At 67.8% G+C, this 21,827-nt stretch carries 15 protein-coding genes; 10 read left to right on the top strand and 5 right to left on the bottom strand.

Annotation, left to right across the window (positions count from 1 at the left end; all coding sequences use genetic code 11):
- Positions 1–200 precede the first annotated feature (200 nt).
- The 3 genes from KPL78_RS06840 to KPL78_RS06850 are packed head-to-tail and all read right to left on the bottom strand — an operon-like array spanning position 201 to position 9,495.
- On the bottom strand, positions 201–5,936 hold the full coding sequence (locus tag KPL78_RS06840) for a DUF4082 domain-containing protein (protein WP_219762161.1): 5,736 nt from the start codon (positions 5,934–5,936) through the stop codon (positions 201–203).
- Between the two features lie 23 nt (positions 5,937–5,959).
- Positions 5,960–7,348, bottom strand: coding sequence for an HlyD family type I secretion periplasmic adaptor subunit (locus tag KPL78_RS06845; RefSeq protein WP_219762162.1), 1,389 nt, complete (start codon positions 7,346–7,348; stop codon positions 5,960–5,962).
- Positions 7,345–9,495, bottom strand: coding sequence for a peptidase domain-containing ABC transporter (locus KPL78_RS06850; protein WP_219762163.1), 2,151 nt, complete (start codon positions 9,493–9,495; stop codon positions 7,345–7,347). Before KPL78_RS06850 ends, KPL78_RS06845 begins: the two co-directional genes overlap by 4 nt.
- Before the next feature lie 172 nt (positions 9,496–9,667).
- Between KPL78_RS06850 and KPL78_RS06855 the strand changes: the two genes are divergently transcribed.
- Together KPL78_RS06855 and KPL78_RS06860 are read left to right on the top strand one after the other, a co-directional pair.
- A complete protein-coding gene (locus tag KPL78_RS06855; RefSeq protein ID WP_255568692.1) occupies positions 9,668–10,879 on the top strand; it encodes a GTP-binding protein in 1,212 nt (403 codons plus the stop codon).
- Between the two features lie 107 nt (positions 10,880–10,986).
- Positions 10,987–11,937, top strand: coding sequence for a pirin family protein (locus KPL78_RS06860; protein WP_219762164.1), 951 nt, complete (start codon positions 10,987–10,989; stop codon positions 11,935–11,937).
- 291 nt (positions 11,938–12,228) lie between these two features.
- On the opposite strand, the gene mazG is transcribed toward KPL78_RS06860, so the two are convergent.
- Entirely contained in the window at positions 12,229–13,041 is an 813-nt protein-coding gene (mazG, locus tag KPL78_RS06865; RefSeq protein ID WP_219762541.1) for a nucleoside triphosphate pyrophosphohydrolase, read from the bottom strand.
- Between the two features lie 131 nt (positions 13,042–13,172).
- On the opposite strand from mazG, the gene KPL78_RS06870 reads away from it, so the two are divergent.
- From KPL78_RS06870 to KPL78_RS06905, 8 genes are read left to right on the top strand one after another with little or no spacing between them, the layout of a single operon-like run.
- Positions 13,173–15,200: a molybdopterin-containing oxidoreductase family protein gene (locus KPL78_RS06870; RefSeq protein WP_219762165.1), complete on the top strand. Its 2,028-nt coding sequence runs from the start codon at positions 13,173–13,175 to the stop codon at positions 15,198–15,200.
- Entirely contained in the window at positions 15,197–16,597 is a 1,401-nt protein-coding gene (locus KPL78_RS06875) for an amidase (RefSeq protein WP_219762166.1), read from the top strand. Before KPL78_RS06870 ends, KPL78_RS06875 begins: the two co-directional genes overlap by 4 nt.
- Positions 16,594–17,181: a nucleotidyltransferase family protein gene (locus KPL78_RS06880; protein WP_219762167.1), complete on the top strand. Its 588-nt coding sequence runs from the start codon at positions 16,594–16,596 to the stop codon at positions 17,179–17,181. Before KPL78_RS06875 ends, KPL78_RS06880 begins: the two co-directional genes overlap by 4 nt.
- Entirely contained in the window at positions 17,178–17,681 is a 504-nt protein-coding gene (locus KPL78_RS06885; protein ID WP_219762168.1) for a DUF2867 domain-containing protein, read from the top strand. Before KPL78_RS06880 ends, KPL78_RS06885 begins: the two co-directional genes overlap by 4 nt.
- Before the next feature lie 12 nt (positions 17,682–17,693).
- Positions 17,694–18,953, top strand: a complete 1,260-nt coding sequence (locus tag KPL78_RS06890) for an aminotransferase family protein (RefSeq protein WP_219762169.1) — start codon at positions 17,694–17,696, stop codon at positions 18,951–18,953.
- A 59-nt stretch (positions 18,954–19,012) separates the two neighbouring features.
- Positions 19,013–19,309 (top strand): ArsR/SmtB family transcription factor, encoded by a 297-nt coding sequence (locus KPL78_RS06895; RefSeq protein ID WP_219762170.1) that lies wholly within the window; start codon positions 19,013–19,015, stop codon positions 19,307–19,309.
- Complete coding sequence (locus KPL78_RS06900) at positions 19,306–20,355, top strand: permease (protein ID WP_219762171.1); 1,050 nt, start codon at positions 19,306–19,308, stop codon at positions 20,353–20,355. The genes KPL78_RS06895 and KPL78_RS06900 overlap by 4 nt, the downstream gene beginning before the upstream one ends.
- 13 nt (positions 20,356–20,368) lie before the next feature.
- Positions 20,369–20,605 carry a thioredoxin family protein gene (locus tag KPL78_RS06905; protein WP_219762172.1) on the top strand — a complete coding sequence of 79 codons (237 nt, stop codon included), beginning with the start codon at positions 20,369–20,371 and terminating at the stop codon, positions 20,603–20,605.
- Positions 20,606–20,860: 255 nt separating this feature from the next.
- On the opposite strand, the gene KPL78_RS06910 is transcribed toward KPL78_RS06905, so the two are convergent.
- Entirely contained in the window at positions 20,861–21,820 is a 960-nt protein-coding gene (locus tag KPL78_RS06910; protein WP_219762173.1) for a Bug family tripartite tricarboxylate transporter substrate binding protein, read from the bottom strand.
- Positions 21,821–21,827 lie beyond the last annotated feature (7 nt).

Here is a 21,827-nt window from a genome sequence, read left to right on the forward strand (position 1 = left end):
GCCGATCATCCGATCGGATCGCTGCAACCTGCAAGCGATACGCGACGGGCGGCAATCCGCCGCCCGTCATGCTCCCAGGGCATTTCCGGCGAACTTCCGCTCACCTGCAATGCTCCAGGTGTCTGCCTTTTGCGAGCATCTTCATCTGTCCGGACGAGTTCATCCGGACAGGATCTGCTCCAGGTGCCTGGCGGCACTCCTCACGCCGCGAGCTGGCCGCGGAAGTTGACGTCGACCCAGTAGTTCGTATTGCCCCAGGATCCGGTTGGGAACTGGCTGTCGCCATAGGCATAGAGCCCGTTGCCAGACCCTGGTGCGGTGAGTGGGCCGTTGCTCTGCGCTTCGTTGAAATAGCCGCTGCTGGCGGCATAGAAGCCAGACGTCGTGTGATAGGACACAACGTAGTCGGTATCGGGCGCGATCGACACGGCGGATGCGAAATCGACCTGCTGCCAGCCAGACGCCGTCTCGTTGGTGAAGGTCGCGGTCGCCAGCAGCGTGCCGGTCGCCGTCCAAAGGCTGCCGGTATGCGTTCCGGTGTTCTGATTGCCCTTGTAGAACTTGACGCCCGTGATGCTCCCGCTTTCGCTGCTGCGGAACTTCATGCCGAGCTCGATCGATCCCGGATCGTTCACCGAGGCAATGGCTGGCGTGTCGTTCGGCCCAAACAGGCTGGACGTGGTTGCCCCAGCGTCGACCTCGACCGCGGCGGTGCCGAAGCTCTGCCCGCCGCGGGCATCGGTGATGCCGTAGCTGAAATCGGCGGCCCCGACATAGCCCTGCTCCGGCGTGAATGTCACGGTCTGCGCCTGGGCATCAAAGGCAACGCTGCCGTGGCTGCCTGCGGTGACCGAGGTCAGCGTGAGACCATCACCATCCGGATCGCTGTCATTGGCAAGCAGAGTGGCGACAGGAATGACCAGCGGCGTGCCGCTGTGCGCAAGGAGTCCGCTGTCGGCCCCCGCGACCGGGTCGCGGTTGCGGGCATCCATCACGACATCCACCCAGTAGTTGGTGGCCTGGTAGCTGGCGGCGGGGAAAGTCCCGGCGCTGCCGTAGTTGAACACCCCCTGCGTGGCGGCCAGCACGCCATTGTCGTGCGCCTGGCTGAAGTAGCCGCTGGTGGCGGAATAGTTGCCGTTGGTCGTGTTGTACGACGCGACATAAGTCTGGCCGGCCGTGATGCTGACCGGCTGGGAGAAGTTCGCCTGCTGCCAGCCGTTCGCCGTCTCATCCGTGAAGGTGACGGTGGCGAGCAGCGTTCCGTCCGCGGTCCAGAGATTGCCGACATGTGGGCCGGTATTCCCGGCGCCCTTGTAGAAGCGGATGCCGGTAATCAACCCGCCCACCTCGGCAGTGAAGCGCACGCCGAGCTCGACCGGGCCGTCATCGGCGGCGGATTCGAGAGCAGGGCGATCGAACCTGTCGAACAGGCGTTCGCTGCTGCCAGGTGCGAAGACATCGATGCCGACGGCGCCTTGGGCCGTGGCACCATGGCCATCGGAGAGTGTGTAGGTGAAGGACGCCGCACCGACATAGCCGTCGGTGGGCGTGAAGGTGATGGTACCCGCCTGGGCATCCAGTATGGCCGTGCCGCCCGCGCCTCCCGAAACGGCCGTGATCGTCAGCGCATCGCCGTTCGGATCTGTGTCATTGGACAGCAGGGAACTCACCGCAATCACGATCGGCACGCCACTATAGGCCGAAAGGCCGGTATCGGGCGCTACCGTCGGCGCGCTGTTCCCCTCCGAGAACAGCACATCCACCCAGTAGTTCGTCGCATTGTAGGTCTGCGTCGGGAATCCGCTATTGCCATAGCCATAGACGCCATTCGAACCACCGGCGGCGACGATGCCACCCTGGCTGTAGCTCTGGTTGAAGAAGCCTGATGTCGCGGAATAGTAGCCAGACGTCGTGTGATAGGACGCAACGTAGTTCTGCCCGGTGACGAGCGTGACGGGCTGCGCGAAATAGACCTCCTGCCAGCCCGTCCCGCTTTCCTGAGCAAAGGTGGCCGACGCCAGCAGCGTGCCGTCCGAGGACCACAGGTTCGCGACATGAGTGCCGGTGTTCTGCGGTCCCTTGTAGAAGCGGATGCCGGCGATGCTGCCGTTCTGGGTGACCTGGAAGCGCATGCCCAGTTCGATCGCGCTGTTGTCGCTGACCGAGGCGACCGCAGGCCGCGCGTCGTCTTCGAACAGGCTGGTGACAGGCGGCAGGTCGCGCACCTGCATGCTGACGGTCGCCTGTGACGTTCCGCCGCGCCCGTCCGAGATGCTGTAGACGAAGCTGGCGTCTCCGAGATAGTCCGCGTCGGGCGTGAAGGTGACGTAGCCGGTCACCGGATCATACGCGACCGTCCCATGAGTTGCGCCCGAAACGCCGGTGATGGTCAGCGAATCCCAATTCGCATCGGTGTCGTTGCCCAGCAGGCTGGCGGCCGCGATCAGGAACGGCATGTTGCGCGCGACGGCAAAGCCGCTGTCATCTGCGGCGAGCGGGGCGACATTCTCCACGCCGCCCGGCTGGAACATCACGTCGACCCAGTAGTTGCTGGCGTTGAAGCTCTCGGTCGGGAAGCTGCCCGCGGCGCCATAGGCGTAGAGACCGCCGCCGGTCACCGTGAGCGGGCCGTTGCTGTACTGGCTGTTGAAGTAGCCCGGCGCCGCGGCATACATGCCCGTGACGGTATGGTAGCTCGCCAGGTAGGTCTCGCCGGCCTGGATGTCGACCGGAGCGGCGAACATCACCTGCTGCCAGCCGCTCGTCGTCTCGCCGCTGAAGGTCGCGGTCGCGAGCAGGGTGCCGTCCGCCTTCCACAGATGAGCGGTATGCACGCCCGTGTTCAGCGCGCCCTTGTAGAAGCGGATACCGGCGATGCTGCCCGCAGCCGATGCCACGAACTGCACGCCAAGTTCGACGGCAGTCGGGTCGGCGACATTGGCGAATTGCGGCGTATCGGTGGCATCGAACAGCGTGACGCGATGGGGTGGCTCCTTGACCGTGAAGGAGGCAACAGCCTGCGCCGTGCCGCCACGGCCGTCGGTCACCGTATAGGTGAAGCTCGCCTCCCCGATGAAGCCTTCATCGGGGGTGAAGACGATGGTCTGCCGATAGTAGTCCCAGACTGCCGTCCCGTTGGTCGCCCCTGAGACGTTGAGGATCGAGAGCGGATCCCCGTTCGGATCCGTGTCGTTCGCGGTCAGCGAGCCGGCGGTGAAGACGAGCGGCTGTCCCTTCTCGGCGTCCGGCATGACGTCGGCCACAGCCGTGGGACCGGTATTGCCTGTCGTCGAGGCGGCATTGAACACAACGTCGACCCAGTAGTTCATGGAAGCCTGCACCGGCCCGCCCGGGAAGGCGCCGGCGTCGGCAATGACGCCGTTTGGCCCTGTCTGCCAATCGCTGCGCAGGGCGGTGAGCGGCCCGCTGACGTGAGCTTCGGAGAAATACGCGTTGTGAGAGGCGAGATAGACGCCCGTCGTCGTGCTGTAGGAGGCGATGTAGACGGTATTCGCCGCGATGGTGACCGGTTGCGACAATTCGACCTGCTGCCAGCCGGAACCGGTCTCGGCGGTGAAGGTCGCCGTGGCGAGAAGGGTGCCGTCCGCTGCCCACAGATGGGCGACGTGCTCCCCTGTGTTGCGGTCGTCCTTGTAGAAGCGGATGGAGGAGATGGTGCCGCTGCGCTCGGACGCGAATTTGACGCCAACCTCGGCCGGGCCGAAGACATGCACCACGCAGACGTTGCAGCACAGCGTGACCTGCGACGGATCCCAGTTCTGAGGCAGGGGCGGGGGGGCCTCGTTCACGCCAAACAGGCTGATCTGGCTGGCCTCGCCGACGGTCACCGCGCGCGGGGCGCTGGCATATCCCATGTTCAGGCTGTCGTCGACCGAACGGGCCTGGAGTGCGTAGGTACCGGCCGAAGGGGCGGTCCAGGTATAGGACCAGGTGCCGGCCGAACTGTCGAAAGATGCCGCCCACCAGGAGTTGCCGCCGTCGGTGGACACCTCCACCCCCGCAATCCGACCGCCGACATCGGCCATGTTTCCGGTCAGAGTAATGCGGTCGCCCTCGAGCACGGGGCCGGCCACAGCGTTCATGGTCGAGGTCGGCGCGGTGAAGTCGATCGAGGCTGTTGCCGGCACCAGACCGGATTGAAGGGTCTGTGCCTGTACGCCCATGTCGGCGAAGAGGTTCACCATCGCCTGCTGGACGCTCGGATCCGTCGGCGTCCACTGCAGGTCGTGATTCTCGTCCAGGCCCCAGGACCAATAGACGGTACCGGCGCCAAAGACGATTGCGCCGCTCTCGGCCCGATACAGGGTCAGGTTGTGGGTCGCGACGCCCGGTCCAACCGTGGTGCCATAGTCGTACAGCAGCGTATCGACGGACAGCGTCGTGCTCGACAGGCGGATCAGGCCGTCCGGCGTGAAGGAATTGTCCGGCGCGCTGTCCCATTCGTAGCCGAGCAGGTTCTGCACCAGCGCAGCCGTCTCGCCTGGGGCAGTTTCGGCGACGGCCGTGTTCCGCCAGAAGCGGAGCTGCGTCATGTCATAGGGGATCTTGATGCTATCGAGCCGATAGCTGTCCACCGTGAACATGGTGCCCTGCAGGGCGTTCTCGGGTGTCTGTCCACCGAGCGCGGGATCGTAGGTGAGATCGCGCCAGGTGCCGGTCCATTCGTCGCTCGGGTCGATCTTCGTGCCCGCCCGCGTCTCCTTGTAGGTGACCATGGTGCGGTAGTCGGTCTCGGAGCCGTCGATCGAGGCTTCCCAGCGGGTCTTCCAGTACATGGCGTTGCCGCTGAGGAAGGCCAGGTTCACACCCGCGTCGCGTGCCGCCTCCACATTCGTCCGCTGCTCGGCCGACCAGTATTCGTCGTGGCCGACGGAGAGGAAGACCTTGTGGTTCAGCAGGCTCTCGCCCGACCGCGCCGTGTCGACGCCGGAGATATAGGAGACGTCGTAGCCGTTTGCCTCCAGCCAGCGCAGCGCCGAGTACTCGGCGCCGAATATGTAGTCCTGCGGCCCGGCAGCCCAGCCGCCGCCATCGCGCGTCGTGATCGGCCTGTTGTAGCTGACCGCATAGGAGCGGCCCGGCGTCGCGAAGTCGCCACCCGGCCCATTGCCGCCATAGACATTCGCCCCACCCCAGCCGTTATAGGCCTGCCAGGTGCTGTCCGAGGTCTGGAAGACGATATCGGAGGTCGAGGCGTCGTTGCGCACAATGAAGGGGATGTGGTTCTCGCCGAAGGTGCCGTCCTCACGCACCAGCTTCGCGATGTAGATGCCGGAGACCGCGTCCTCGGGAATGTCCCAGGTATCGGTGACAAACCAGTTGCCGGCGTCGACGAGGCCCATCGAGGCGTCGCGCAGCGGATCCGGCTGGATGATGGCCGCACCTTCGTGGTTGATGGTGCCCATCAGCCGCGCGCCATCGCCGCCATAGTACCCGAGGCGGTAGATCTCGACGCGGTAATCCGTCGAATCGGTATTGATCTTGAAGCTGACCGTCTGCCCGAGATTGTAGCTGATATCGGTCGTGAAGCCCTCGATGTTGCTGGAGCCGGCTCCCTGGAGGTCCCACACGCTCTGCGGCGTGCCCTGCTTCATGTTCTCCAGGACGATGGCGTTCATGGCGGAAGTGGTCGTCGCGGCCAGGGTGCTCGGCGCCGCAGCCGTGAAGGCGCTCGTCGAGCTGTCCGTGGAAGACGACGTGCCCGATGGTTCCGTCAGCGCCGTGGTCGTGAACGACATCGTCGACAGGACCGGTTCGCTCGACATCGGGGCCGACCCGTCGGAGGGCGTGAGACCACCCATGCTGAAGACCAGAACATCCGACACCGGCTGTCCGCTCAGCGGATCCATGCCGCTCGGATCATACAGCACCGGGAGGGAGGTGGACCCGATAGTGGTCGTCGTGCTGGACATCGTCTGGTCTCCGGCGACTAGTGTCACGGTTCACGGAGGCTCTCATCGAGCCCCCGCAGAAGTGGGTAGGCGAAATAGGCAAGCAGGTTGCGGCGCCCGACCTCCGCCTCTCCCACCAGGGTCATCCCCGGCAGGAGGCGGATCGGTTCCGGGATTCCGCGCAGCGTGATGTGCTCGAGCGCGACGCGCCCGCGATAGGCCGTCTCACCAGTACCGGCCTGCGGATCGCGTTCGCGGTCGCGGGGGAAGGCACCTTCGCTGATGGTGCGCAGCTGCCCGTCCGCGCTGCCGTGTTCCTGATAGGGGAAGGCATCGAACTTGAGTCGCACGCGCTGTCCCACTTCAAGCCGGCCAATATCGGCCGGCGGAATGGTCAGCTCGGCTTCCAGCACGGCGTCCAGCGGCACCAGGGTAAAGAGCGCCTCCGCCTCCCGCACCACCGACCCGACAGAGCGCGAGGCGACTTCGAGGACCACCGCATCGGTCGGCGCGGTCAGCACCACCATGCTGCGGCGCAGCTCGGCCTTGGCGAGTTCCTCGCGCGCGCTGTCGCGGTCGGCCCGCATGCGGACCAGCTCCTCGAACATTTGCTGGCGCTGGTCCTCGACGAAGCCGCGCCGTTCGGCCTGGGCGCGGCGGACATCCTGGGTCAGCTCGTCGAGATTGGCGCGCAGATGTTCCAGCCGCCCTTCCAGCTCCAGCCGGTTGTTGCGGGTTTCGAGCAGCAGCACGCGCGAGCCGATCTGCGTCGCGAGAAGCTGTGCGCGCATGGCCTCCAGTTCCCGCAGCACCTCCAGCCGCGCGGCCAGAACCTCCTGATCCCGGTGGCTCGTCGCGATGGAGGCCTCGGTGGAGGAAATGCGGGCATCGAACTCGGCAAGCCGTGCCTGGCGGAAGGCATGGCGCTGGGCGAAGCTGGCGGCCTGGAGGCGCTGCTCGGCATCGGCGCTGGGGCCCGGGGTGTAGTCGCGGTCCTCGAGCTCGGCCTCCAGCCGCGCGACCAGGGCGCTGCGCGCCGCAAGCCGCACCTGCAACGAGGCGAGATCGGCCGCGGCGAAGGTCGGATCGAGCGTCGCCAGCGTGGCCCCGGCCCGCACCACGTCGCCCGGCGCCACGTTCAGCGTGCGGATCACCGAAGTCTCCAGCGGCTGCACGACCAGGTTCGGCGTCGTGCTCACCAGACGCCCGGTCGCCACCACCACGCGATCGACATGGGACAGGCCCGCCCAGGTCACCGCCGATGCGATCAGCGCCGCCGCGGCGTAGAGCACCAGCCGCGACAGGATGCGCGGCGGCTGCTGTTCCAGCGCGATCGCTTCCGGCTGGAAGGCGCCAAAGCGGGCCGGCATGGGGGAGGGGGGGCGGGGAGGGGCCTTGCCCCCCTCGACGCTGCGCAGTTCGGGGGGGGTCATGCGACCAGCCTCATCTGCTGGTTCCACAGCGCGTGGTAGTTGGCGCAGCGCTGCAGCAGCTCGTTATGGCTACCGATATCGACCACGCGACCACGCTCCAGCACCAGGATGGCGTTCGCATCGACCAGCGTCGCGAGGCGGTGGGAGACGATGATGACCGTCCGTCCCTCGGCGATGCGGCGCAGGTTGCGCTTGATGATGGCCTCGCTCTCGGGGTCGAGGGCACTCGTCGCCTCATCCAGGATCAGGATGCGCGGGCGCGTGATGAGGGCGCGCGCGATGGCCAGGCGCTGCCGCTGCCCGCCGGAAAGGTTCTGCCCGCCCTCCTCGATCTCGGTATCGAAGCCGCGCGGCAGGCGCTCGATGAACTCATCGGCGCCGGCGAGGCGCGCTGCCTCGGCGATCTCCTCGGGCCGCGCATCGGGGCGGGGGGCCGCGATGTTCTGGCGGACGGTGCCGCGGAACAGGAAGTTCTCCTGAAGCACCACCCCGGTGGCGTGGCGCAGATGGGTCAGGTCGAATTCGCGGATGTCGTGACCGTCGACCCGCATCACGCCGTCCTGCGCGGTGTAGAGGCCCTGAAGCAGCCGCGTCAGCGTGGACTTGCCTGACCCGCTGCGCCCGACCACGCCCAGCACGCCGCCGGTCGGCACGCGGAAGGTGACGTCGTCAAGCGCCGGCGCGGTGGCGCCGGGATAATGGAAGGTCACACCCTCGCAATCGATCGACCCGGCGATCTCCGGCATGATGCCCTGGCCGCGGCCGGCGCGTTCGGGCTCGGCGCCCATCACTTCGCCCAGCATGCGCACGGACATGGCGACGTCCTGGTATTCATGCGCCATGCCCACGAGTTGCAGCAGCGGACCGGATACCCGTCCGGCGAGCATGTTGAACGCGACCAGCGCGCCGATACTCATCTGCCCATCGAAGACCAGCAGGGCGCCGATGCCGACGATGGCGACCATCATGCCTTTCTCGAGGAACCCGGTCGCGGATTGCGCCACGGCAGAGACCTTCTCCACCTCATGCCGCATGCGCACCGCGCCTGCCGAGGCCGAGTCCCACCTCTGGCGCTGCCGAGGCTCCATGGCGAGCGACTTCAGCGTGCGCATGCCGTGCACGCTTTCGACCAGCAGCGCCTGGCGCTCGCCCTCGGCGCGGTGAAGGGCGGAGAGCCGCCGGCGGAAGGGGCCGGACAGTGCCGCGATCACCAGCGCCGCGATCACCGCGAAGCCCAGCACGACGCAGGCGAGCTTTGCGCTGTAGAGAAAGAGGATCGGCAGGAAAACCAGCAGCGTCATGCTATCGAGGGCGGTGAGGAACATCCGTCCGGTCAGGAACTCCCGCACGCGGGACGCCTGCTGGAGGTGCCGCACCACAACCCCCGCGGGCATGCGCTCGAAGAAGTCGATCGGCAATCGCAGGAGATGCGCGAAGGTGCGCGTGGCGATCCGGATATCGACCCGGTTCGTCGCGTAGATCAGCAGGTAGCGGCGCAGGAAAGCGAAGAGCGCGTCGAACAGCAGGGCGAGCAGCACACCCACCAGCAGCACCTGCAGCGTGGCATAGCTCCGATGCACCAGTACCTTGTCGATCACGATCTGGAAAAAGATCGGCACGGCAAGGCCGAGCAGGCAGAGGAAAAGCGCGGCCAGCGCGACCTCTCCGAACAGCCGGCGCTCGCGGAACAGCTCGGGCAGGAACCAGCCGAAGCCAAAGCGCGGGGGCTCCTCGACCTTGCGCAGCGGTGCGACGAGCAGCGACTCGCCCTTCCAGCGTTCGCAGAAGCGGGAGCGGGGAATCTGGAGCGCAGCGCTCCCCTCGGCGAGGGGATCGCGCAGCAGCACGCCCTCTTCCTCACCCTCCAAACCGGCCACGACGCCGAGGAGAATCACCCAGTTGTCGTTGTCGAGCCGCCCGAGGACCGGGTGTGTCGGCGGCAGGGCCCTGAGGTCCTCCCAGGCGAGGGATGCACGCTCCAGGCGAAGACCAATCTCGTTTCCGACCCGAATTAGGAAGGCATCAGCGTCCTCTGCGACCGCTGGCGTGTAGTCTCGCCGCAATCTAGCAACTGAAAATTGTATTCCGTGATGACGCGCAACGTCCGCAAGTGCAGAAAGAGACGTTTCGCGTGATTTGCTCTCCATTATCTTAGATGCTTCTTTCCAAGATTGTCGTCTGATTCTACGATTTCAGCTATATATTGAGGTAAATGATCTTAGACAGCAACAGATTCAATTTGGGCGCCGACGCAAACCAGAAAGTTGCGTATCTCCGCGCTCACCTTTCGATGTCGCGAGAACGCCAGGAGAAACCGTCATGACCGCCATGCCGCCCCGCCTGCCCGTGACCGTGCTGTCCGGCTTCCTCGGGGCGGGGAAGACCACCGTGCTGCACCACCTGCTGCGTCATGCCGGCGGGCGCCGGCTCGCCGTGCTGGTCAATGACATGACCGAGACCAATATCGACGCCACCCTCCTCGACGCCGAAGGCAGCCGGGCGCGTGGCAGCGAGGGCATGGTTGAGCTGTCCAACGGCTGCATCTGCTGCACCCTGCGCGAGGAGCTGGTGGTCGAGATCGCTGCCCTGGCGCGGCGCGGCTGCTTCGACGCACTGGTCATCGAGAGCACCGGGATCAGTGAACCCATGCCGGTCGCCGCCGGCTTCGACCTGCCCATCGTCCAGGGTGGGGTGCTGGGGGATGTCGCGCGGCTCGACACCATGGTGACGGTGGTCGATGCCCAGGCGTTCCTGCGCGACTATTGCAGCAGGGACCGGCTCGCTGATCGGGGCCTCGCCGCAGATGCGACCGATGAACGGCACATCGTCGACCTGCTGGCGGATCAGGTGGAATTCGCGGACGTCATCCTGCTGAACAAGGCGGATCTGATCTCGGAGGCCGAATTGCGCCGGCTGCGCGATCTGGTCGCCGTCCTCAATCCCGCCGCCGAGCTGATCCCCTGCATCGACGGCAAGGTCCCGCCCGAGGCGCTGATCGCGACGGGTCGCTTCGACCCGGCCCGCGCCCGCATGGCCGCCGGCTGGCAGCGCGCCCTGGCGGGGGAGCATGTCCCGGAGAGTGAGGAATTCGGCATCGGGTCCTTCGTCTGGCGTGCGCGGCGGCCGTTGCATCCCGCCCGCACCGCTGCCGTCCTGCGCGCCCCGCTGCCTGGTGTGATCCGCGCCAAGGGCGTGTTGTGGCTGGCCAGCCGCCATGACTGGGCGGCGCAGTGGCACCTCGCCGGCGGACAGCGCCGCCTGACCCCGGCGGGGCCCTGGTGGGCGGCCCGACCGCAGGCGGGCTGGCCGCGCAGCCCCGTCTGGCAGGACTGGTTGAAGGCGCAGTGGCAGGAACCCTGGGGGGATCGGCGGCAGGAGATCGCCTTCATCGGCCAGGCCGTCCCGCAGACCGCCATCACGCGGTCCCTCGATGCCTGCCTGCTGACGGATCAGGAGATGGCGGCCGGTCCCGCCGCCTGGCGCGGCCTGCCCGATCCGCTGCCGCCCTGGCACGTCCGGTCCGCTGCCTGACCGGGCCCGCCATCCGCTTATCCGGCTTCGTGATGGAGACCATCACGGGCCTAGCATGGCAGTCCCCGGCCGGGATCGCGATACTCAAGCAGGCCAGGAGAACCGCCATGAGCACGCTTGACGAAGCCGATCCGACCTGCCCGCCGCCGCCCCCGGGGCTGGAGACCGTCATCATCCCCCGCGCCCATGACGTGGGCGGCTTCGAGGTCCGCCGCGCCCTGCCGGCGCGCGAGCGGCAGATGGTCGGCCCCTTCATCTTCTTCGACCAGATGGGGCCGGGCGAGTTCCTGACCGGCAAGGGCCTGGATGTGCGGCCGCACCCGCATATCGGCCTGTCGACCGTGACCTATCTCTTTGAGGGCGAGATCCTGCACCGCGACAGCCTCGGTTCGGCCCAGCCGATCCGCCCCGGGGAACTCAACTGGATGACCGCCGGAAGCGGCATCGTCCATTCCGAGCGCACCGACCCCGCCAAGCGCGACCACACCCAGCGCATGTACGGCATCCAGTCCTGGGTCGCCCTGCCGAAATCCGCGGAGGAGACCGCTCCCGCTTTCGCCCATCACGATGCCGGCGCACTGCCGCTGGTCGAGGATGCCGGGCTGCGCATGCGGCTGATCGCGGGCGAGGGGTGGGGGCTGAAGGCACCGGTCGCGGTGTCGTCACCCCTGTTCTACGCCGACGCGATCCTGTCCCCCGGCGGGCGGTTGCCTCTGCCGGCGGAGCATGAGGAGCGCGGGGCCTATGTGGTCGAAGGCGCGGTCGAGGTCGCCGGCACCGTGTTTGAGGCCGGGCGTATGCTGGTGTTCCGCGCCGGGGACGCGCTGGCGCTGACCGCCGGGGCCCAGGGCGCGCGGCTGCTGATGCTGGGCGGGGCGACGATGGACGGGCCGCGATACCTGTTCTGGAACTTCGTGGCGTCGTCGCGGGAGAAGCTGGAACAGGCGAAGGCGGACTGGAAGGCCGGGCGCTTCGCGAAGGTGCCGGGGGATGAGAAGGAATTCATCCCACTGCCGGAAGCACGGGTGACGGTGCGGGCGGAGGCGCGACCGGCGTAATGCAGGGGCTCTGCCCCGCGCCAAAGGCCCGAGGCCTTTGGAACCGATACGTGGTTCCGGGTGGCCGGGGCGTTGCTCACACGGCGTGTGCTGTTTCGGGCAAATCGCTGCCGCCTGGCAAGAAAACATACCCAACCGAGAGCGACCCATCCATTGGCGGGCCAGTGCACCTAAAGGTTTCCAAAGGCCTTGCGGCCTTTGGTGGGGTGGGGTTCCGAGGAGGGGCAAGGCCCCTCCTCGGGCCGTCACGCATGAGATAATTTTTAAAAACAGATAATTATACGTCGATATTCAGATCGCCATGCGTTCCCGTCGCTTGGCCTCCTGCCACAGCGCCTCCATCGTATCGAGCGTGGAATCCCCCGGTAATTTTCCTTCAGATTTTAGGGTTTGCTCGATGAAGCCGAAGCGACGCTCGAACTTCCGATTCGCACCGCGCAGGCAATCCTCCGGATCCAGGTCGAGCTTCCGGGCGAGGTTCGCGAGCACGAAGAGGAGGTCACCGACTTCGTCCTTCAATGCTGTATTATCTGATGATTGCTGCTCATTTTTAAGCTCAACCCGCAGCTCTTCTGCTTCCTCCTCCAGTTTGTCCAGCACCGCCCCGGCGTCCGGCCAGTCGAAGCCAACACGCCCCGCGCGGCGGGTCAGCTTGGCGGCTCGGGTAAGGGCCGGGAGGCCGAGCGGGATGCCGGCCAATGTCCCATGCTCGGCCCGGCCGGCACGTTCGGCGGCCTTCTGGACCTCCCAGGCGCTGGTCTGGCTTTCGGCGGTGCGGGCGGCGGCGTCGCCGAAGACGTGGGGGTGGCGGCGGATCATCTTGTCGGAGATCGCCTTGGCCACGTCGGCGAAGGCGAACCAGCCGCGCTCCTCGGCCATGCGGGCGTGGTAGACGACCTGGAAGAGCAGGTCGCCGAGCTCGTCCAGCAGGGTCGCGGGTTCGCCGCGGGCGATGGCGTCCTCGACCTCGTAGGCTTCCTCGATGGTGTAGGGGGCGATGGAGGCGAAGTCCTGCACCTGGTCCCAGGGGCAGCCGCCATCCGGGTCGCGCAGCTTCGCCATGATGTCGAGCAGGTGGACGATGGCGGCTTGGGGCTCGGTCATGGGCGTATCCGGCGGCAGGGAAGGGGTCGCCCGTGTTCCTCCGCCGCCGTCGCCGACGCAAGTCCCCTGGTTGCGCCCGGCTGCGTCCTTACCGAGACTGCGGACCGATTCAGCCAAGGACACCCAGCCCGATGCCGAAGGTCCGCGTCGTCTGCGCCCATGATTGCCCCGACATGTGCTCCCTGGTCGCCGATGTCGAAGGCGATCGGGTGGTGCGGCTGCAAGGCGACCCGGAGGAGGCCTACACGGCGGGTTTCGCCTGCGCGAAGGTGAACCGGGACATGGAGACGCTGCATTCGCCTGACCGGCTGCGCACGCCGCTGCGCCGGACCGGACCCAAGGGCAGCGGCCAGTTCGCGCCGATCACCTGGGATGAGGCGCTGGACGAGATCACCGGGCGCTGGAAGGGCATCATCGCCACCGACGGGCCGATGGGCATCCTGGGCTACGCCTATTCGGCGCATCAGGGGCATATGAACCGGCGGCTGGTCTCGGGGCTGTTCCATGCGCTGGGCGCGTCGCGGATGATGCTGGGCACGGTGTGCGACACCTGCTGCGAGACGGCTTGGGACATGACGCTGGGGCCGGTGGGCGGGACCGATCCGCAGGCGGTGGTCCATTCCGACCTGGTCATCGCCTGGGGCTGCGACCTGATGGCGGTGAACGTCCATTTCTGGGCGCTGCTGGAAAAGGTGCGCAAGACCGGCGTGAAACTGGTGGTGATCGACCCGCGGCGCAGCCAGACGGCGGCGCGGGCCGACATGCACCTGCCGATCAAGATCGGGACGGACGCGGCGCTGGCCTGTGGCATCGCGCATATCCTGCTGCGCGACGGCAAGATCGACCGGGACTATGTGGCGGCGAACACGCTCGGTTTCGAGCGGTGGGCGGCGGAGGTGCTGCCGAACTTCCCGCCCGAGCGGGTGGCGGAGATCACCGGGCTGCCAGTCGAAGACATCGAAACGCTCGCGGCGATGTATGGCGCGGCGAAGTCCTCGCTGATCCGCCTGGGCGAGGGCATGACGCGGCTCGCCAAGGGCGGGCAGGCGCTGCGGGCGGTGGTGACCCTGCCGGCGCTGACCGGTGCCTATGGGCGGGAAGGGGGCGGGGCGCTGCTGCTGGCCGCAGCCTCGATGGATTTCCAGTTCGGCGTGGTGGCGAAGCCCTCGGGACCGGAGAGCACGCGGACCGTCAATCACCTCGCGCTGGGCGAGGCGCTGGAAGAAATGCGCGACCCGCCGATCCGCGCCCTGTTTATCGCGGCGAACAACCCGGCCGTGACCAACCCGGATGTGAACCGCCTGCGCCGGGCGCTGATGCGGGAGGACCTGTTCACCGTGGTCCACGACCCCTTCATGACCGACACGGCGCGCTATGCGGATATCGTGCTGCCGGCCGCTACCTATCTGGAGACGGAGGATTTCTATCGCTCCTATGGCTCCTACCGCATGCAATGGGGGCCGGCGGCGGTGGCCCCGCAGCATCAGGCGATGTCGAATTTCCACCTGGCCCAGGCGCTCGGCCAGCGGATGGGGCTGAACGATCCGGTGTTCAGCATGACCCCGCGCGAGATCATGCCGCTGTTCTTCAAGGGGTCGACCGGCATCATCGCCGATGTCGACCCGGCCACGGTGTTCGAGACGCCGGTGAAGGTGACCCCGCTGGCGGCGCAGGAATTCCGCACGCCCTCGGGCAGGCTCGAGATCTATTCGGAGACCCTGGCGGCACAGGGCATTCCGCCCATGCCGGTGTGGGAGCCGGATGCCGTCGAGACGGCGGATGCCGCCCGCTGGCCGCTGCGGCTGCTGACCGCCCCGGGCTATTTCCAGGCGCATACGGCCTATTCGGCATCGCCCTTCCTGCGCAAGCGGGAGGGCGATCCCTGCGCCATCCTGCACCCCGAGGAAGCGTCGCGCCGGGGATTAAGTGAGGGCGCCAAGGTGAAGCTCTTCAACGATCGTGGCGCGGTGGGACTGGTGCTGCGTGTCAGCGACGAAGTCCAGCCGGGGGTGGTGCTGGTCCCCGGCCAGCGTCCGGATGCCGAGGCGGTGTCCGGCACGGTGAACATGCTCTGTGACGAAAGGCGGACGGATATGGGCGAGGGCGCCTGCTACCAATCGACATTCCTGGACGTGGCAGCGTGGGAGCGCGCGGCGTGAGCGACCTCGCCACCCTGACCGCCGTCGAACAGGCGCAACTCGTCCGGGACCGTCGGGCCTCGCCGGTCGAGATCGTGCAGGCGGTGCTGGAGCGCATCGACGCCTGGGAACCGCGCATCAACGCCTTCGCCGCCCTTGATGCCGAGCGCGCCCTGAATGCCGCCCGGGCGGCCGAAATCATGGTCATGGCTGGCGTGCCGCTGGGTCCGCTGCATGGCGTGCCGGTCACCATCAAGGACGTGCAGGCGGTGGAAGGCCTGCCGACGCGGCGTGGGTCGCGCCTGTCCTCCGACGCGCCGGCGTCGGCCGATGCGCCGCTGGTCGCGCGGCTGCGCGGGGCAGGGGGCATCATCCTGGGCAAGACCTGCTCGACCGAGCAGGGCTGGACGGCCGTCAGCTCCGGGCCGCTGACCGGACACACCCATAATCCGTGGGTGCATGGGCGCACGGCGGGCGGGTCGTCCTCCGGTGCGGCCGCCCTGGCCGGGTCGGGCTGCGGGGCGCTGCATCTCGGCACGGATGGGGCGGGGTCGATCCGCCTGCCGGCGCATTTCTGCGGCGCGGTGGGGCACAAGCCGACCTTCGGGCTGGTGCCCTATGCACCCGTGCCGAACAACAACTCGGTGTCCCATGCGGGGCCGATCACGCGCAGCGTGGGCGATGCGGCCCTCATGCTGGAAGTGATGGCCGGGCTGCATCCTGCTGATCATACGACATTGCCGATGAAATTCCACGCGGCCGATGTCTGGTCGCCCGATCTCAAGGGCATGAAAATCGCCTATAGCCCCGACCTCGGCCATGCCCGCGTGGACCCCGAGATCGCCGAAGCCGTGCGTGCCGCCCTGCCGGCCTTCGAAGCTGCCGGCGCGGTCATCGAGGAAGTCACCCCGCCCTGGGGCCCCAAGGGGCCGGACCTCGAACGCCTGATCTGGGCCGCGGCCATGTACGGCTTCGTCGAGACCGATCCCGAGCGCCGCGCGCAGATGGATCCAGGCCTCATCGCCTGCTTGGATGATTTCGCGAACTTCACTCTGAAAGACGCGATCGCCGCCCAGGCGCGACGCATCGCCTATGCGGCGGAGGTGAACACCTGGTTCGCCGATGGCGGCTGGGACGCGCTGATCACACCCTCGGCCTCCGTCGCGGCCTTCGAGGTCGGCCGCCAGCGCCCCGCTCATTGGCCCCAGCACGATTGGGACTGGCTGGTGTGGGCAGAGTTCTCCTACCCCTTCGACCTGGCGCATGGGCCGGCGGTGTCGGTGCCCTGCGGACGAACGGCCGAGGGCCTGCCGATCGGACTGCAGATCGCCGGCAACCGCTGCGAGGACGCGAAGATGCTGCGTATCGCCGAGACCTTCCTACGGGCCAGGCCCTTCCGACCGGCCCACGCTTCTTGAGCGCGGGTGAGGGGGCGGATGCCCCCTCGGCCGAGGTGTTCATCGCCTGCGCGCGCGCCGATCCGGTGAAAGCGGCGCTGCTGGACCGGTTGCCCGCACTTGGCCTGCCGCAGGGCCATCTGACCGCGGGCTGCCTGTTCCAGGCCTGGTGGAACCGGCGCTCCGGCCGCCCCCCGGGCGAGGGCGTGAAGGATTACGACGTCTTCTATTTCGACGACCGCGACCTGTCCTGGGAGGCCGAGGACACGGTAATCCGCCGCGTGCAGGAGGCGGTCGCGGACCTGCCTGCCGAGGTCGAGGTGAAGAACCAGGCGCGCGTGCATCTGTGGTACCCGGCGCGCTTCGGCCATGCCTATCCGCAGCTCCGCGCAGCGACCGAGGGCATCGACCGGTATCTGGTCGCCTGCACCTGCATCGGCGTGGCGCTGGATGATGGCGCGCTGCATGCGCCGGACGGGCTCGACGACCTTCACAACGGCATCCTGCGGCCCAATCCGCTGATGCCCGCGCCGGGGCTGTTTGTTGCCAAGGCCGCCTCCTACCAGGCGCGATGGCCCTGGCTGACCATCGTGGCGTCGCCATGACCGCCCGCGACCTGCCCGCCGGCGCGCGCCTGATCGCGCCGTCCGCCAGCCTGTCCTACCTCGATGTCCAGAGCGCGGTACTGCCCCGGCCCGTCACCGCGCTCGAGGCCTGGCAGCGGATGAAGGCCCAGCGCTCGCCCATCTTCGCGCTGGCCGTGCGCATCCGCGATGTCGTCTCCGGCTGGTTCGGCGTGGAACCCATCCGCGGTTTCTCGGCTGCTCCGGCCCCCGATCCGAAGCCAGGCGACCGGCTGGATTTCTTCACCGTCGAGCATATCGCCCCCGATGCTCTCGCCCTGGTGGTCCGCGACCGGCATCTCGACACCATGACCTGCCTGTCGGTCGCGGACCGGACGCTCTTCGTCACGGCCTCTGTCGTCACGCACAACCTGTTCGGCCGGATCTACATGCTGCCGGTGGGTCCGGCGCATCGGCTGATCGTCCGGCGCTTCCTGCGCGGCATGGTCCGCGCGATGGAAGCCGAACGCCGCACCGCCTGAGGAACACCCGCCATGGATCGCGCCGACAGCGCCTTCTGGGACGACGAGAGCCACCTGCCTGGCCATGCCCTGCACCGCATCGCCTCCGCCGAGGGAAGCTGGCTGGTCGAGGAATCCGGCCGCCGCCTGTTCGACGCGGGGTCGGGCCATAGCTGCGTCAACCTGGGCTATGCGAACGAAGACCTGATCGCGGCCATGGCGGAGAGCAGCCGGCGTCTCGCCTATTGCTCGCCGGAACACCATGCCCGGCCGGTTCAGGCGCTGGCGGATGCACTCAGCGAGCGGCTGGGGGGCGGATACCGGGTGCGCTACGCCACGACGGGCGGGGCGGCGAATGAACTGGCGATCGAGATCGCCCGTCGCTTCTGGGGCCACCAGGGCCAGCCCGCCAAGCGCCGGATCATTGCCTTCGAGCGCGCCTATCACGGGTCCACCGGCGCGGCGAGCTACGCTTCGGGCCCCGGCATCCTGCAATCGCCGCTCGTGGACCGCTCGGCCGAGTTCATCCATGTCGCGGGCGCGCGCGACCCGGTGGCCGGCGTGTCGCGCGGCTTGGACGCGATCCGGGCGGGTGTCGACGCGGCCATCGCCGAGGCCGGCCCCGGCACCATCGCCGCCATCATCGTCGAGCCCATCGCCTTCGCCGGTGGCGTGATCGTCCCGCCACCCGGCTTCCTCGCCATGCTGGCCGAACTGTGCCGAGCCCATGACCTGCTGCTGATTGTCGATGAGGTCATCAACGGCTTCGGGCGGTCGGGCGCCTTCTTCGCCTTCCAGCATGAGGCCGGGGTGCGCCCTGATATCGTGACGATGGGGAAGGGGATCACCTCGGCCTATTACCCGCTGTCGGCCACGGCCGTGGACCGGCGGATCTTCGAGACCTTCCGCATCCCAGGCCAGGCAATGAGCAAGGTCATCACCATGGCCGGTCATCCGGTGGGCTGCGATATCGCGCTGAAGGTGCTGGAGATCATGGATCGCGACGGCCTGGTGGACCGTGTGCGCGCCAATGCCGAACGGCATCTGTCGCACCTGATGGCGCTGCGCGGCACGCCGGGGCTGCGCGACGTGCGCGGCAAGGGGCATATGTGGGGCCTGGAATTCGACAGCGAAGCGGCGGCCGAGGCGGTGGATGCGCGCTGCCTCGACGCCGGCATCCTGCTGCTGCGGGCGGGGAACCAGATCCGGATCAACCCGCCGCTGGTCGCCACCCGGCAGGAGCTGGACTTCCTCCTCCGCACGCTGGTCGAGGCGGTGCGCGCCGCGCGATAGCACCCGGTCTTTGCGATGCGTCAAGGCGCATATGCGCAAGGGCGCATACAAAAGTAGTCATGCGCGATCCGGTTGCCCTGTTCGCCGCCTTGGCCGACCCGACACGTCTCGCCGCGCTGCGGCAGTTGCGGGACGGGCAGGAGCATTGCGTCTGCGCGTTGGTGGCCACCCTGGGCGCCAGCCAGTCCCGCGTGTCACGCCATATGGCGACGCTGCGGCAGGCCGGCCTGGTAACCGACCGGCGCGACGCGCAATGGGTCCGCTATCGTCTGAATCCGGCCTTGTCCCAGTCCGAACGGCGTCTGCTCGATGCCGCGCTCGATCTGGTGCAGGCCCCGCAAAGGAATGCCGCATGAGCGCCGCCACCGGTTCCCCGCGCGTCGCCGCGCCATGGCCCTGGCTGGCGGGCAGCGCGGCCGGGCTGCTGCTGTGGGGATTGCTGTACAGCCAGTTGCAGCCCTTCTCGGGCTGGCTCGTCTCGCTGCTGCCGATCGAACGCCATTCCCATCTGGGCGAGGCGATCGCCTTCTTCCTCTATGACGTACCGAAGGTGCTGCTGCTGCTGACCCTGGTGGTCTTTGCCATGGGGGTCGTGCGCAGCTTCTTCTCGGCCGAGCGCACCCGCGCGCTGCTGGCGGGGCGGCGAGGGGGGGTCGGCAATGTCATGGCCGCGATGCTCGGCATCGTGACGCCGTTCTGTTCCTGTTCCGCGGTGCCGCTGTTCATCGGCTTTGTCTCGGCCGGGGTGCCGCTCGGCGTGACCTTCTCCTTCCTGATCGCGGCGCCGATGGTGAATGAGGTGGCGCTGGGGCTGCTGTTCGTCCTGCTGGGCTGGCAGGTGGCACTGACCTACCTGGCCTTCGGGTTGGGTGTCGCGATCCTCGCCGGGCTGGTGATCGGGCGGCTGCATCTGGAAGGCTGGCTGGAGCCCTGGGTGCTGAAGATCCAGGCCGCGCAGCTCGACCTGCCGCCGAACAGCATCACTTGGCCGGACCGCATCCGCGCGGGGCTGGAGGCGGTGCGCGAAATCGTCGGCCGCGTCTGGATCTGGATCATCGCCGGCATCGCCGCCGGGGCGCTGATCCATGGCTATGCGCCCGAGGAATTGCTCGCCGGCATCATGGGGCGCGATGCCTGGTGGTCCGTACCGGCCGCCGTGCTGATCGGCATCCCGATGTATTCGAACGCGGCGGGGATCATCCCGGTGGTCGAGGCGCTGCTGGGGAAGGGGGCGGCGCTGGGCACCGTGCTCGCCTTCATGATGAGCGTGACCGCGCTGTCCCTGCCGGAAACGATCATCCTGCGGAAGGTGCTGTCGGCGAAGCTGATCGCGGTGTTCATCGCGGTGGTCGGCCTCGGCATCCTGGCCGTGGGGTTCCTGTTCAACCTGCTGTTCGCCTGAGGAGGGTGGAACCATGAAGGACGTGAAGGTGCTGGGCCCTGGTTGCAAACGCTGCGATGCGGCGGTGCAGATGGTGAAGGACGCGGCCGCGGCGTCGGGCGTCGAGGTGTCGGTCAGCAAGGTGACCGACTATGCCGAGATCGCCGGCTACGGCATCGCCGCGACACCGGGGATCGTGGTGGACGGCAAGGTGGTCCATGCCGGCGGCCTGCCCAAGGCCGAGGACCTGGCGCGCTGGATCGGGGGCTGATTTCCTTCTTTCGGCGGGGGACGATCGGAGGGGCGCCGCCCCTCCGAACCACCCCGCCAGGGGCTTGGAGCCCCTGGACCGCAATCTGTTGGCGCCGGGCAGGGTGGTCATGCCGTGCCGGTGAAGCACGCTTCGAGCGCGAAAGCGGGTTCAGGTAACCCTCCCGCGCGCGGCGCGCGGCGCTAGGTCGAGGTTTCCGAGAGCTTTTCGGCCTTTGGCGGAGTGGTTTGGAGGGGCGGAACCCCTCCAATCTCCTCACTCCGGCTTCAAATTCGCGACCCGCACGACTTCCGCATAGGTCGCCGTGTCGCGCTGGATCCGGGCCGCCAGAGCGTCAGGCCCGCCCGCGATCACCTCCAGCCCGATCTCGGTCATGCGCGTCTTCACCGCAGGCCGGTTGAGCGAATCCAGCAGCGCCGCGGTCAGCGTGGTCTTCACCTCCGGCCGGCCGCCGGTCGGCATCACCACGCCGTACCAGGTGTCGGAGACAAGCTGCGGATAGCCGAGCTCGGCCATGGTCGGCACGTCCGGCAGCAGGCGATGTCGCGAAGACGCAACGATCCCCAGCGCCACCAGCTTGCCGTCGCGCACCGCCGGCAGGACGTCCGACAGATTGCCCAGCGTGTAGTCCACGCGCCCGGCCAGCAGGTCGGTCAGCATGGGCGGCACGCCGCGATAGGGCACATGCACCGCGTTCAGCCCGGCCAGCATCTTGAGCTGCTCGAGCCCCATATGCTGGCTGGTGCCCTGGCCGTTGCTGCCGAAGGACAGGCCGTTTCCGGGCGCCTTCGCCTTGGCGAGGAAGTCCTGGAAGTTCGACGCGACGGCCGGGTTGCAGACCAAGACGTGGGAGGTTTCGACCAGCAGCGCCAGCGGGTCGAAATCCGCCTGGGCGTCATAGGGCTTGGGCTGGTGCAGCGTCGGGTTCACCGTGAAGCTGTTGGCCACCATGATGATGACTTGGCCGTCCGGTGGCATGGTCTTCACGGCCTGGACGGCGACCAGCGTGCCGGCGCCCGGGCGGTTCTCGACGACGATGTTCTGGCCGAGCAGCGGCCCGGCACCTTCGGCGACCATGCGGCCGACCAAGTCGAAACCAGAGCCGGGCGGGAAGGGCACGACGTAGCGCAGCGGCGCATTCGGCCGCCAACTGGACTGGGCGAAGGCAGGGACTGCCAGGATGGTCGGCAGGGCAAGCAGGGAACGCCGAAACACACGCATC

Origin of the sequence: Roseomonas alba, from assembly GCF_019430885.1 — a bacterium.
GTDB lineage: Bacteria > Pseudomonadota > Alphaproteobacteria > Acetobacterales > Acetobacteraceae > Neoroseomonas > Neoroseomonas alba.